General features: G+C 67.6%; 13 protein-coding genes. 6 read left to right on the top strand and 7 right to left on the bottom strand.

The features are described 5' to 3' along the window. From PJB24_RS00885 to PJB24_RS00875, 3 genes are read right to left on the bottom strand one after another with little or no spacing between them, the layout of a single operon-like run. Window positions 1–2247 (bottom strand): HAD-IB family hydrolase, encoded by a 2247-nt coding sequence (locus PJB24_RS00885; protein WP_273841676.1) that lies wholly within the window; start codon window positions 2245–2247, stop codon window positions 1–3. Continuing rightward, entirely contained in the window at window positions 2240–2827 is a 588-nt protein-coding gene (plsY, locus tag PJB24_RS00880; protein WP_273841674.1) for a glycerol-3-phosphate 1-O-acyltransferase PlsY, read from the bottom strand. The genes PJB24_RS00885 and plsY overlap by 8 nt, the downstream gene beginning before the upstream one ends. A 53-nt stretch (window positions 2828–2880) precedes the next feature. Beyond that, a complete protein-coding gene (locus tag PJB24_RS00875) occupies window positions 2881–3948 on the bottom strand; it encodes a magnesium transporter CorA family protein (protein WP_273841672.1) in 1068 nt (355 codons plus the stop codon). 71 nt (window positions 3949–4019) lie between these two features. Between PJB24_RS00875 and PJB24_RS00870 the strand changes: the two genes are divergently transcribed. Next, on the top strand, window positions 4020–4259 hold the full coding sequence (locus tag PJB24_RS00870) for a glutaredoxin domain-containing protein (RefSeq protein ID WP_475852781.1): 240 nt from the start codon (window positions 4020–4022) through the stop codon (window positions 4257–4259). Between the two features lie 18 nt (window positions 4260–4277). On the opposite strand, the gene PJB24_RS00865 is transcribed toward PJB24_RS00870, so the two are convergent. Next, on the bottom strand, window positions 4278–4982 hold the full coding sequence (locus tag PJB24_RS00865; protein ID WP_273841668.1) for an adenine nucleotide alpha hydrolase family protein: 705 nt from the start codon (window positions 4980–4982) through the stop codon (window positions 4278–4280). 12 nt (window positions 4983–4994) lie between these two features. After that, window positions 4995–6260 carry an ArsB/NhaD family transporter gene (locus tag PJB24_RS00860; protein WP_273841666.1) on the bottom strand — a complete coding sequence of 422 codons (1266 nt, stop codon included), beginning with the start codon at window positions 6258–6260 and terminating at the stop codon, window positions 4995–4997. A 43-nt stretch (window positions 6261–6303) separates the two neighbouring features. Here PJB24_RS00860 and PJB24_RS00855 point away from each other — a divergent pair, with 43 nt between their 5' ends. From PJB24_RS00855 to PJB24_RS00840, 4 genes are all read left to right on the top strand, one after another. Next, complete coding sequence (locus PJB24_RS00855) at window positions 6304–7416, top strand: lysylphosphatidylglycerol synthase transmembrane domain-containing protein (protein WP_273841664.1); 1113 nt, start codon at window positions 6304–6306, stop codon at window positions 7414–7416. Window positions 7417–7484: 68 nt separating this feature from the next. After that, on the top strand, window positions 7485–8285 hold the full coding sequence (locus PJB24_RS00850; protein ID WP_273841662.1) for a PrsW family intramembrane metalloprotease: 801 nt from the start codon (window positions 7485–7487) through the stop codon (window positions 8283–8285). 64 nt (window positions 8286–8349) lie between these two features. Next, entirely contained in the window at window positions 8350–9669 is a 1320-nt protein-coding gene (locus PJB24_RS00845) for an amylo-alpha-1,6-glucosidase (RefSeq protein ID WP_273841660.1), read from the top strand. Window positions 9670–9684: 15 nt separating this feature from the next. Continuing rightward, window positions 9685–10452 (top strand): SDR family oxidoreductase, encoded by a 768-nt coding sequence (locus tag PJB24_RS00840; protein WP_273841657.1) that lies wholly within the window; start codon window positions 9685–9687, stop codon window positions 10450–10452. A 45-nt stretch (window positions 10453–10497) separates the two neighbouring features. Here the strand turns inward: PJB24_RS00840 and PJB24_RS00835 are convergent, their stop codons facing one another. Next, on the bottom strand, window positions 10498–12354 hold the full coding sequence (locus tag PJB24_RS00835; protein WP_273841655.1) for an MDR family MFS transporter: 1857 nt from the start codon (window positions 12352–12354) through the stop codon (window positions 10498–10500). A 61-nt stretch (window positions 12355–12415) separates the two neighbouring features. Further along, window positions 12416–12877, bottom strand: coding sequence for a MarR family winged helix-turn-helix transcriptional regulator (locus tag PJB24_RS00830; RefSeq protein WP_273841653.1), 462 nt, complete (start codon window positions 12875–12877; stop codon window positions 12416–12418). A gap of 154 nt (window positions 12878–13031) precedes the next feature. Here PJB24_RS00830 and PJB24_RS00825 point away from each other — a divergent pair, with 154 nt between their 5' ends. After that, window positions 13032–13499, top strand: coding sequence for a MarR family winged helix-turn-helix transcriptional regulator (locus PJB24_RS00825; protein WP_273841652.1), 468 nt, complete (start codon window positions 13032–13034; stop codon window positions 13497–13499). The last annotated feature ends 3 nt before the right edge of the window (window positions 13500–13502 follow it).

Here is a 13502-nt window from a genome sequence, read left to right as displayed (position 1 = left end):
TCAGCGAACCTCCCAGTTGCGGACCTCCCAGCCCCGCTCCTTCGCCACCGCGGCGAGCCGGCGGTCGGGGTTCACGGCGACCGGGTTGCCCACCGTCTCGAGCATCGGGAGATCCGAGATCGAATCCGCATACGCGTAGGAGCGGGAGAGGTCCAGGTTTCGCTTGCGGGCGAAGGAGGCGAGCATCCGCGCCCGGGCCTCCCCGGCGACCGGCGCACCGGAGATCTCGCCGGTGTACACCCCGTCCTCCTCGACCAGACGGGCGCAGAGCACCTCGTCGGCGAGGTCTTCGAGCGGCTCCAGGATGAAGTCCAGGGCTCCGGAGAGAAGCACGATGCGGTGCCCGGCCCGGCGGTGCTCGCACAGGCACTCGAGCGCCTCCGGGTAGATTCTCTCCAGCGTGTACCCGGCGAAGCTCTCCAGCCCGAGGCGGCGGGCTTCGGACGGCTTCCAGCCGCGGTAGTTGCGGTAGAAGGCGCGGTTGAAGTGCGCCCGGCTCACCCTGTCCAGCGCCCAGTAGTAGGGGATGCGGGGCAGGAAGGATGCCAGCCACAGCGGGCGCGCGGCCGGAGGCAGGCTGCGCAGCTTGAGGTGCGCGAAGTACGAGACGACGTTGGAGCCCACGAGCGTGCCGTCCACGTCGAAGATCGCGGCGACCTCCCCGGCCCTCTCCGGCGCGGTGCGGCGCCTCGCCCGGCGCCCCGGCTTCGCGGTCAGGGAGGGCAGGTGCGCTTCCTGCATCCAGCGCCGCCAGTCGACCTCGTCGATGTCGAAGGAGAACTCGCGTCGGTCCCCGGGGGTGAGTGAGTCGAGGAGCGCGCGGGTGTTGCGGGTGGAGAACCGTGCGGACATCGTGGCGTAGCCGCCGTAGATCCTGCTGTAGTAGAGCACCATCCTCGCCCGTTTCTCGGCGCGCGAGGCCCGGGTGCGCAGATCCGAGACCACGTGCCCCTCCCGCAGCCGGGAGAGGATAGACCCGGCCACCCCGAGCCCCAGAAGCTCGGCCCGGAGCTTCGCCTCGACCCGTCTTCTGCCCGGGAAGTCCCACTCGGGGACCCGGATCGGCCGCCCGCTAGGGTCTCTGAGCGGGTTCTCGAGGAAGTATTCCCTCACGTAGGCGTGCATCTCGCGGTAGCGCAGCGGGTTGCGCTCGCTCGATGCGACCTGGAAGACCTCGGGCTTCGCGGGGCGTCTCGCCGCGGCGGCGAGGATCGCGCAGACCACGTGGTCCACCGGCACCAAATCCACGATGCTCTCCGGGTCACCGGGGAACTCGCGCAGGATGCCCTTGGCGTAAGCCATGATCAGGGGGTCCGCCATCTTGGAGCCCTGGATCCATCCGGGGTAGGGCTCGCGGAGGCTGCTCTCGATGATCGCCGGACGCACGATGACGAGCGGCAGATCCCCCCGTTCGAGCAGGATCAGCCTCTCGGCGAGCGACTTGGTGTAGGTGTAGACGTCGTGCCAGCCGAGCTCCTTCGCCCGCTCAGAGCCGCGCTCAACGAGCCGGTCGCGCACCCAGGCCCGCCGGAGCTGCTCGACCCTCTCCGAGACCTCCTCCTCGGAGCCGACCATCCCGAGGCTCTGGCGAGCCTCCTCCTCGAAGGCGCGCAGCAGCTTCGTAGCGCGGGAATCCCGATCGGTTCGGGCTATCACACGCTCTATCTCCTCGACCTCGCGGCGGGCGTCGATCGGGGCGCCGGAGGGAGAGCTCTCCCCCGGCAGCTCCTCCGGCACGAGGGCGTCGGTCATCCCGGCGACGTACGCCGTCGAGACGTGCACGAAGAGCGGCTTCTTCTTCCAGGAGCGGGCCAGACGCAAGAGCCCGAGCGTCCCGTGCACGTTCGAGGCCAGCGCGGCGTCGAGCGGGGCGTCGAAGACGACCGAGGCCGCCGAGTGGATGACGACGTCCACCTCGCGGGAGAGCTCCTCGACTTCACTCTCCCCGAGGCCGAGCGCGGGGGCGCCCACGTCCCCCTCCAGCACCCGCACCTTCTGCGAGACGAGCCCTTCGAAGCCATCCCCAAGCCGCTCGCGCAACCCCCCGAAGGCCGCCGAACCGAGCACCTCACGCTCGAAGCGCTCCCGGGCGCTCCTCTCGCGCGCCGGGCGCACCAGCACGTAGAGCCGGCCTATCTGTGGCAGGGAGCGCAGGATCTTCTCGCAGAGGGCCGTCCCCACGAAGCCGGTCGCACCGGTCAGAAGCACCGAGCGCCCCGCGTAGAGCTCACGCAGCGGCCTATCCACCTCTCCTCCTCTGGCCGAACCTCCGCTCGCGCCCCTCCAGCAGGGCCCGTGCGTTCTCCCGGTGCCGCCAGAGCACCACCGCCGCCCCGACGAACGCGTAGACCAGGTACGGCAGGGGCTGACCCGTGATCAGGTACCCCACCGGCGCCGCCACCGAGACGACGATCGCGGCGAGCGAGGTGTAGCGGAAGGCGAACGCGATGATCCACCACAGCACGAAGACCCCCAGGCCAACCGGAGGAACGAGCGCGAGGCCGCTCCCGGCCCCGGTCGCGACCCCCTTTCCTCCGCGGAAGCGGAGGAAGACCGGCCAGCAGTGTCCGACGATGGCGGCGAGGGCGGTGAGCGCCCAGACCCACTCCGAATCGCTCAGACCGCGCGCCACGACGACCGGGACGAGTCCCTTGAACATGTCGCCCAGCAGGGTCAGGAAGGCGGCGAACCTGCCGGCGCTCCTGAGGACGTTCGCGGTACCGATGTTGCCGCTTCCCACCTTGCGTACGTCGACGCCGCGGGCCAGCCCGACCAGAAGGCCAGTCGGGATCGAACCGAGCAGGTACCCGAACAGGATGAGCAACACTCCGGACACAGCCCTGAGAGTATAGCGGAAGCGAGGGCGGCGCGGGCGGCCTCCTAGAGCAGCCCCCGGCGGCGCAGGTAGAGGGCGGAGACCAGGACGAAGACGAGCTGCACGGCGATGAAGACCCAGAAGCCGGCGGGGTTGTCCTGGCCGGGAAGGTGCTTGAAATTCACCCCGTACCATCCGGCGAGGACGCTCAGCGGGCCGAGCAGGGCGGCGAGCACGGTGAGGCGCCGGATGCCGAGCTCGCTGCGCTCGTCGCGGCGCATCCTGTAGGCCTCTATCGCCCCGTCCACGTAGTCGCGGGTTGCATCGGCCATGTCCACCGCCTCGCGCTGGTTGTCCGAGACGTCAGAGAGGTACTCGCGCTGCTCCCGGAAGCTCCGCCCGAGGCGTCGGATCACCTCCTGCTGGGCCACCGCGAGCCGCCGGAACGCCTGCAGGTCGCGCTTCATCGAGATCAGAGCCTCCAGTGCCCCGAGCGAGGCGCGCTCGCGCGTGGGGTCCAGGCTGGACTCGAGCTCCTCTGCGGCAGCCGCGACCCGCACGAGCGCCGGCAGGTGACCGTCCACGAGCGCGTCCAGAGCACGGTAGGCCAGCTCGGCGCCCGGGGTTCCGGTACCGGCGGGCGACGCCAGCCTCTGCCCGATCCGTGCGCGTACCTCCTCGAGGGGCCCGTCGCGCACGGTGACCAGCCAGCTCTCGCCGAAGACCAGGTCGACCTCTACGGCGCTCAACCGGACCGGCCCATCCCCCTCCAGGCGGGCAGCGAAGCCTGCAACGAAGGCCCCGCCACCGAAAAAGTCGACCTTGGGCATGCGCAGCGGGGAGAGGCAGTCTTCGACGGTGAGCGGAGCGAGCTCGAGCACCTCTTCCAGGATCGCCCTCGAGCGGTCGTGGGGCCGGAGCAGGTCGATCCAGACCATCTCCGCCTCGCGGAGTGTCCCGGCGAGGCCCTCCGCCTCCACCTCCCACACCCGCCCCCCGGCCCGCGCAAGGATGGAGATCTCCTCCTCCCCGGCCTCGACGGGGAGGCCGCTCCCACGCCGCGCCTCACCGCCCGTCGGGTCCCAGACCCCCAGGTGCCCACGTCCTGCCCTCTTTACCGGCCTCCCCGGCATGAGCAAGAGTGTAACCGAAGCGGGAGCCGGGTAGTAACACCACGTGGACACAAGACAGGGAGGAAAAGCGCATGACCGAAGAGCATGAGGTAATCGTCTACACCCAGCCGGGTTGACCCGCCTGCCATCAGGAGATGGAGTTTCTATCTCAGAAGGGCGTGAAGTTCACCGAAAAGAACATCCGTACCGACCTCGACGCGATGCAGGAGATGGTTCGGATGAACTCGCAGGCGACCCCGACCACCGTCATAGACGGCGAGGTGATAATAGGGTTCGACCGGCGCAGGATCAGCGAGAAACTCGGGCTCTAGCCCGGGCCACTCCCAAACTCAGCCCAGAAGCACCACGTCGCAACCGGCGTGGTCGGTTACGAAACGTGCCACGTGCCCCAGGTGACGCCTGGGTGGCTCGTGCTGGGGGGGTGGGTGGGCCTCGAGGGAACGCCCGGAGTCGAGGGACGTGATCAGGCGGGCGTGGACGTGTCGGGGGCGTCGCTCGCCCCGGACCTCCACGTTCTCGCCCTCGTGCAGGGCGGTCTCGATCTGTGCTCCCCGGTGCGGGGGGAAGCGTACCTCCGTTCCGTCCTCCAGGTATAAACCATCGATCTCGCCGTGGGGGTTGCGGCGCCAGCCGGAGATCCTGCCGGAAACCACGGCCGACTCGCCGTCGGCGCCCCCGCGGCCCAGGATAAGCGCCGACACCTCCCGCGCCGCGGCGGCACGCACCAGCTCGTGTTCCGGCCTGCCGTGCAGCAGGAGGCCCTCGATCTCCGTCCCTTCCAGGAGGAGGGTGGAGAGCAGAGCCCGTGCCTCCTCCAGCATCTCCAGCGCGGCGGACTCCGCCTCCCTGAGCAGCTCGTCCGGCCGCGGCTGGCGTCTCCCCAGCAGCCCCTGCAACGCGAGGTCGTAGCCCCGGAGGGCCCTCTCGTCCAGAACGTGCGTGAGCAGGACCTCCCGCACCCCCGCCAGGTACCGGGAACAACCGTACACCACCCGCTCCCGGTCTCTCACCTCGATACAGACCATCGCGCGCAAAGAGAGCACCCCCTAAGGACCGAAGATTCCGAGCGAGATCCAGAGCCCGAGCGATGCGGCCGCCAGGATCACCGGGGTGGCAACCATCCCCACCCTGAGATACTCGCGGGAGGTTATCTCCATCCCGCGCCCGCGGACGATGGACAACCAGATCAGGGTCGCCAGCGACCCGACGACCGTGAGGTTGGGGCCGATGTTGGTCCCGAGCAGCGAGGCGTAGGCCAGAGCAGGGTGGTGGACCTCCGGGAGCACCCCGAGCGAGACCACCGCCATGGGCACGTTGTTGACCAGGTTGGCCCCAAGTGCCGTCCCGGCGGCGACGACGAGGATGCCGGCCGGGCCACCCCAGGAACCCGCCGCGGTGTAGGCGGCCCGCACCACCTCAGAAAGTCCCGCGTTCTCGACCGCCCGCACCACCACGAAAAGGCCGACCACGAGCACGACGAGCCCCCAGGACACAGAGCCAGCGACCTCGCGCAGCCCCACCCACCCGCGCCAGCGGGCCGTGGCCACCAGCAGCACCCCACCGCACAGCGAGACCACCCCGATCGGGACCCCGAGGGCGGAGGCCACGAAAAAACCGGCGAGCAGAACCGCGACACCCGCCGCGGCGAGCCGGAAAAACGCCGGTTCCCGCGGAATGAACAGGCCCGGTTTCGCACCGTAAGAACCCCTGATCTCCCGCCGGAAGAGCCAGAAGAACACCGCCGCGTTCGCCACCACCGCAAGCAGAGCCGGCAGCAACATCACCAGGGAGAAGCGCAAAAACCCCAGGCCGAGCGCGTTGTAGAAGAGCAGGTTGGTCAGGTTCGAGACCGGCAGGAACAGCGAGGCGGTGTTCGCGGTGTAGGTGCAGGCGAACATGAAGGGCAGCGGAGGGAGCCGCAGCCGGGAAACCATCACATAGACGACGGGGGTCAGAACGATCGCCGTCGAGTCCAGCGAGAGGAAGGCCGTGACGAGGGTGCCAGCCATGAAGACGAATACGTAGAGCCTGAGCGCGCTCCCACCCCCTGCCTGGGCGGCCCGGGTGGCGACCCACTCGAAGAACCCCGCCCGCTCGGCCACCGCACTCACCGCCATCAGCCCGATCAGGAAGATCAGTGCATCCTGGGTCGTCTCGAGGATGTCCTCGAGCTGTTGCAGAGAGACCAGCCCGAAGACAAGCACGGCCACCCCTCCCGCGGCAGCCCACCAAACCTCGCCGATGCCGTGGGGGCGGGTGAGGATCAGGGCGAGCGTCACTACGAAGATCAATCCGGCGAAGAGCCCGCTCACGCAAGTGATGATACACACACGGGCGCCCCGATGCTGTTATCTTGTGGCGTCCCTGAATGACACGGCCGAGGAGGAACATCTGCGCTCGCTGTTGCGCAACATACTCTACCTGGTCTCGGTAGGCCTCGCGCTGCACCTGCTCCTGCCCCAGCTCCCGGGCATCACGCGCTCGGTGCGGCTCGTGCTCCACGCCGACACGCCGGCGATGGTTGCGGCCTTCCTCTCGGAGATACTGAGGAACGTCTGCTACTCGGAGCTCCTCGGGCGCTCGGTTGGAACCGCGGCCGGCATCGGGGCCTCGCCAGGGTCCAGGAGGCAGTCCGGGATAGGTTTCTGGTACATGCTGCGCCTCACGCTCTCCGGGCTCGGGGCGTCCAAGGTGCTGCCGGGCGGGGGGGCCGCCGCCGCGACCGTCACCTACGGCGGGTTGAGGAAGAAGAACGTACCCCCGCGCCGGGCCGGGCTCGCGCTCGCCGCTGCGACCGCACTCTCGTATGCCACCCTGGGAGTGCTCTTCGCGGCGAGCGCCGCCTACATGCTCGCCCACGGGGAACATGGGGCGGCGAGCCTCGGCACCGCTTTCGCAGGGCTCTTCGTGGCGGCGGTGCTGCTCTGCGGCGGATACGCGGCGTACAGAAACCCCGGGGTCTCGGAGAAGGCGTTGGCGCGGGCCATAGAGCTCTCGCGCAGGATACCCGGCCTCGGTGGTGGTCGGGAGCCGGCGAGGCTCAGGGCCGCCCGCATCGTCGATCGTACGAGGGAAGAGCTCCGGGCGATGTTCCGGCAGGTCGGCGAGGATCCGGCCGAGGCGTGGCGGCTGGTGGCGCTGGCCTGCGGATACTGGGCCTTCGACGCACTCTGCCTGATCCTGATGTTCCGCGCTTTCGAGGTTCGGGCGGGGACGGTCGGGCTGCTTGTTTCCTACGGCCTGGCCACCACCGCTGCCTCGCTCCCGATAACACCCGGCGGCATCGGGGTCTTCGAGACGCTCATGCTCGGAACACTCGCGTTGCTCGGCACGGGATCTGAGGCCGTCGTCCCGGTGCTGGGATACCGGATCCTGAACTTCTGGCTCCCGATACCGCTCGCCGCGGTGCTCTATCCCACGCTGAACCTGGGGCAGAGGAAATCCCGCAGGCGACGGCACCGTGCTTGACCGGGGTATCGGCGCCGGTTATCTTGGCGACGGAGCAAACCTTCCCTCGAGAGGCTGCGGGGTCTTACTTGAACATCCTGAAGCGCCGGTGGCTGCAGATCTTCGTGAGCGGTATCGTACTGCTCTATTTGCTCGAGAACGCCCTCGTCCGGACCGGGAACCCGAACTACGTCCCTTCGGTGATCATGATAGGGGCCTTCCTCGTCCCGGTGAGCTTCACCGCCTACCTCTACGAGAGAATGCCGGACTGGGACGTTCCGTTCCCCTCGCTCGCCGCCTGCTTTCTGTGGGGCGGGGTGCTAGGCACCGTCCTCGCCGGCGTGTTCGAGTACCGGGTGCTGCTGAGCCTGGGTTTCCTGCCGCTGCTCGGGGTCGGGCTGATCGAGGAGGGGGCCAAGCTAGTCGTCCCGGTGGCCTTCTACCTGGTGGGGCGTTACCGTTCGGAGGCCGACGGGATCGTCCTCGGGGTGGCGACCGCGATGGGGTTCGCCGCGCTCGAGACGATGGGTTACGCCTTCGTGCTGCTCCTGAGATCGGGCGGGAACATCGCGGTGCTGAACACGGTGCTGCTCGCGCGCGGGCTCCTCTCCCCGGCGGGTCACGCCGCCTGGACGGGGCTGGTGTGCTCCTCGCTCTGGCGCGAGCGGTTGATGGCGGGCCGCCCGGTGATGAACCGGCGCGTGGTAGGGTCGTTCGTCGCCGCGGTGATCCTGCACGCCCTCTGGGACACCTTCAACGGTGCAGGGGGCCCTGCATTCTCCGGCTGGCCATTCCTCAGGCTTATGGCGCTCTTGGTGGCGCTCGTAAGCCTGGCCCTTCTCATCCGCCGGGTGAGGGAGGCGAGCAGGGAGAAGGGCGTCTCCCGCTGAACGACCCCGCATCCCCACCCCGAAGGTATTATCCTGTTTCTGGTACGAGACGGAGGTGGGCGCTTTGGCGAGTGAAAAGAGTCGCAGGATCTCGATCGAGCAGGCCAGGAAGATACTGGATTTCAACTGGACCGGCAGCTACACGCAGCCGGGGCCGAGGCTCTACCCGCACCAGTGGTCCTGGGATTCCGGTCTCATAGCCTTCGGCTACGCCCGCTACGACACCTCCCGGGCGGTGCGCGAGCTGCGCCACCTCTTCAGCGCGCAGTGGAAGAACGGGCTCCTGCCGCAGATCGTCTTCAACCCCGAGTTCGGGAACTACTTCCCGGGTCCCGGGTTCTGGCACGCCAAGGAGAGCCCGGACGCACCCGAGCATCACAAGACCTCGGGCGTGGTCCAGCCGCCGGTGCACGCCACTGCCGTGCTGCACACCTACCGCCACGCGCAAGACGAGAAGGAGGGCAGGAGGTTCCTCGAAGAGGCGTATCCTCACCTCAGGAGCTGGCACGACTACCTCTACCGGGAACGTGACCCGGAGGACGAGGGTCTCGTCTACATCCGCCACCCGTGGGAGAGCGGGATGGACAACTCGCCGCTGTGGGACGCGATCATGCTCGGCATGCACCTGCGGCCGGAGGAAATTCCGCGCTACCACCGCGCCGACACCCACACCGTCTCCGCCGCCGACCGCCCGACGAGCAGCGCCTACGACCGCTTCGCCTGGCTGGTCAGGTTCTTCGCCGAGCGGGAGTACGACGAGGCGAAGATCCGGGAAGACTGTCCGTTTCTGGTGCAGGACGTGCTCTTCAACGCGCTGCTGTACCGGGCCGACCAGGATCTCGCCGAGATCGCGCGCATCCTGGGGGAGGACCCTTCCCCGATGGAGGAACGCGGCGAGAAGACCAGAAGGGCGATGAACGAGAAGCTCTGGGACGAAGAGCACGCCATCTACCTCGACTACGACCTGGTCTCGGAGCGCGAGATCCAGGCGTACGTCACCCCGAACTTCGTCCCGCTCTACGCCGGGGTGCCGGACGAGGAGCAGGCCAGACGGATGGTCGAGAGCCTGAAGGGCTACTTCGACCTGGAGAACGAGAAGGTCATCCCGATCCCCTGCTACGACGTGCACGGCTTCGGCTTCTCGCCGGTGCAGTACTGGCGGGGGCCGGTCTGGATAAACATAAACTGGTTCTTGATGCGCGGGCTCGAGCGCTACGGGCACGACGAAGAGGCACGTCGCCTGCGGGAGAGCATCGCGAACCTCGTCGAGGACTCCGGCTTCCACGAGTACTTCGACCCGTTCGACGGCAGCGGGCACGGCTCGGTCTTCTTCTCGTGGACGGCCGCGCTCTATCTGGATACCGTGATGGACGAAGAGGGCTGAAAGGAGCCGAAAGAGATGCAGCTCAAGGACAAGGTCGCGATCGTGACGGGTTCCTCGCTCGGGATAGGCAAGGCCATCGCGAAGGCCTTCGGACGGGAGGGCGCGAAGGTCACGGTCGATTACCGCAGCCACCCCAACGAAGCGAAGGAGGCCGTCGAGGAGATCGAGAAGTCCGGCGGTCGGGCCATCGCCGTGCAGGCCGACGTCTCGAAGCCCGAGGACATAAAGAAGCTCGTCGGCAAGACGGTCGAGGAGTTCGGACGGCTCGACATAATGGTGAACAACGCCGGGATCGAGGAGAAGAAGCCGTTCCTGGAGACGCCGCTCGAGACCTGGGAGAAGGTCATCGCGGTGAACCTCACCGGGGTGTGGCTCTGCTGCCAGGAGGCGGCGAAGCAGATGGTCTCGCAGGGGGGCGGCGGCAGGATCATAAACGTCTCCAGCATCCACGAGGAGATAACCATGCCAACCAACGCCCCCTACTGCGCGGCGAAGGGCGGGCTGAAGATGCTCATGCGCACGATCGCCGTCGAGCTCGCCCCGTACGGGATCACCGTGAACAACATCGGCCCCGGCGCAATCGAGACCCCGATAAACCAGAACCTGAAAGAGAATCCCGACCAGATGAAGCAGCTCCTCGAGGAGATACCGCTCGGGAGAATCGGCCAGCCGGAGGACGTCGCCTCGGTCGCGGTCTTCCTCGCCTCGGACGCCGCCTCTTACGTCACCGGCAGCACCTACTTCGTCGACGGCGGGATGATGCGGCAGTCCGGAAGCCTCTAGCCCCTCCACCCCCGGCGGCCACACCGGAGGCCTGACCGGCACGCTTCATCCGGTCCGGGCCTCCTCCCTCAAGGAGGAGGTGCCGTCGTCATCTGCATCCCGGCGCATCCCGGAGAGGAGGACCTGCACGGCGAGGGGACGCAGCACCTCCCTCGCGGCGATCACCGCGCGCTCCTTCTCGGTGCCTTTAGACTCGGGGACGAGCCTGGAGGCGGCCGAGATCAGGCCCGGAGATTCACCGTTGGCGCTCTCGACCCTGCGGGCGAGGTACTCCAGGGTGATGCCGGTGAGGATCGCCCGTTGCCGCTCCCGGTCGGGCTGCTGCATCTCGGGTGCGCGTCCCGGGAGACTCGCGTCGTCGAGGTGGATATTCTTCATCGCGAGCGCGGCTATAAACCCGAGCAGGATAGCGACCAGCGTGAAGAGGAAGCCCTCGTGGATCGAATGCGCGAGGGCGGCACGGGCGGTCTGTATTACCGCGGCCAGGAGCTGCTCGCCGCCGGGGAAGGCCGAGACGGCGCGGGCGAGGGCGCGGCGAGCCTGCTCGCTGACGAGCGCCTGCGGGTTCTGCAGGGCCTTGACGAGCCGTTCCGGAGCCTGCGGCGGGGCGTCGCTGGCAAGCTTGTCGGCGTAGCCGCGGGTGACTATCGAGCCGACGACAGCGGTACCGACGGTGGAGCCTATGGAGCGAATGAACTGGGTGGCCGAGGTCGCGACCCCGAGCATCTTCCTCTCCACCGTGCTCTGTACCGAGAGGGTGGATGTGGGCATGAGCGGGCCGAGCCCGAGTCCGGTGATGATGAGGTAGAGCGCGACGGTCCCCTCGCCAGAGTGGACGTCGAGCGTGCTGAGCAGGTAGAGGCCGAGTGCCATCACCACGGTCCCGAGCACCATGAAGGGCTTGGTGCGCTTGAACTTCGCGACGAGCTGGCCGACGACGATACCCATCCCGGTCATGGTCAAAACCAGCGGGGTGAGGATGGTCCCCGAGCCGGTCGCGGTCTTGCCGAGGACGCCCTGAACGAAGAGCGGGGTGTAGAGGATGACCGCGAACATCCCGATGCCCAGGAGGAACATGAGCGCAGACGCGGAGGCGAAGACCCGGCTCTTGAAGAGCGAGAGCGGGATGACGGGCTCTGCGGCGCGCAGCTCCAGCGGCACGAAGGCGGCGAAGAGGAGGGCGGAGGCGACGAGCCCGCCGACGACGCGGTCGGAGCTCCAGTTGTAGCCCTGGCCGACCCAGGAGAGGGCGAGCAGGAGCGCGACGACGGCAGCGGTCACCGTGGCGGCCCCGGCAAGGTCTATCTTTGTCCGGCGGCGCTGGCTGCTCTGCGGCAGCACGAAGGGCAGCACGAACAGAGAGAAGATGCCCAGAGGCAGGTTGATGTAGAACACCCACCGCCAGGAGAGGTTGTCCGTGATCCAACCGCCTAAAGTCGGGCCAATGACGCTGGAGAGCGCGAACACGCTGAAGAAGACGCCCTGGTAGCGGGAGCGGCGGGCCGGGTCGGGGAAGATGTCCGCGACCGAAGTGAAGATGTTCGAGAAGATCATCCCGGCCCCAAGCCCCTGCAGCCCGCGGAAGACGATCAGCTCGTTCATCCCCCAGGAGGCCCCCGAGAGGGCGCTCGCCGCCAGGAAGACCACTATCCCGGAGAAGATGAACCACTTTCTTCCGTAGATGTCGCCGAGCTTGCCGATGACCGGGATCATCGCGGTGGAGGCGAGCAGATACGAGGTAGTTACCCACGCGTACATGTCGAAACCCTTGAGGTCGGCGATAATCTTGGGCATCGCCGTCCCGACCACCGTCTGATCTAGCGCCACCAGAAAGAGCGCGAGCATCAGCCCGGCCACCGCCAACACCTGAGCCCTGACCCCGGGCTCCTTCAGACGGCTCATCCTCCCGCCCCTCTTCTGAACATAAAACCCTTCATCTCTAAATCCTTCCTCTGAAATCCGATCACTTCTTCATCGCCTCGGCGAGCAACCCGAGCAGGCGTCGTAGCTCCTCTACCTCCCGCTCGCTCATGGCGCCAGACACCCGTCGCCCCAGCCCCTCTTCGAGCGCCGGTACCACCTCGAGCAGCCTCCTCCCCTCGCTGGTGAGGTACATCCTGACCACCCGGTTGTCCTCGGGATCGCGCTCCCGAAAGATCAAACCCTCCCCCTCCAGCGCCTGCGCGAAACGCGTCACCCGCGAAGGGTCGAGCCCGTGCTCCTGACAGATGGCAGCCTGGCTCACCCCATCCCCACGTCCGATCTCGGAGAGCACGAACAGCTTCATCGCACCGATGCCGCCCTCCCGCTCGATCGCACCGAGCGTCCGCTTGAAGGCCAGCGCAAGCTGCTCCAGAAGCGGCTCCTCGCCAACGAAGATCCTTACCCCGGCCTCCTTCTCGTCGTTCCGCAAAAACCCGGACATGGAACACCTCGTAACGTTCCGTAACAGCCTGGAGAGTATACGAGATTTACTTGCAATTTCAATCATTGCATCAGAAATTTTTGCGGCTCGGATACAGGGTTCACACTCGGATACAGGGTTCACAAAGGGAGAGGAGGCGTGCTACAACACCCCCATGGACGACCGTCACGAGAGCGAGGCCGGTAGAAACCCGGGATACGATCCTGAGGATCTGGTGGTGTTGCTGCGCGACGAAATCTCGGCGGTCCTCTCGTACACTGCGGCGGTGGCCCGGAGGGTCGGGCTCGGGCTCTCGGAGGTGGCGGCGCTGGAACACCTGGGTGCGGGGGAGATGACCCCGAAGGAGCTGGGACGTCGGCTCTCGATGACCTCCGGGGCCGTGACCGCTCTGGTGGACCGTCTGGAAAAGGCCGGCTTCGTGGAGAGGCACCCGAACCCGAACGACCGCCGCAGCTCCCTGCTACGGGCCACCCCGCAGGGGGTCGCGGAGGCCCGGCGGCACCTCCGGCCGCTCGTGCAGGAGATCCGGGAGATAGCCGGGCGGATGGACGAAGAGGAGCGCAGGGCTGCGGCGCTCTTCATGCGGAGTGTCACCGCCGCCGTCTGGAAACGAGTGGGCTGAGGC

This window comes from Rubrobacter calidifluminis (assembly GCF_028617075.1).
In the GTDB taxonomy this organism is placed as follows: Bacteria; Actinomycetota; Rubrobacteria; order Rubrobacterales; family Rubrobacteraceae; genus Rubrobacter_E; species Rubrobacter_E calidifluminis.
The sequence above is the reverse complement of the archived record's forward strand: the minus strand, read 5'-3'. Positions and strand labels throughout refer to the sequence as shown.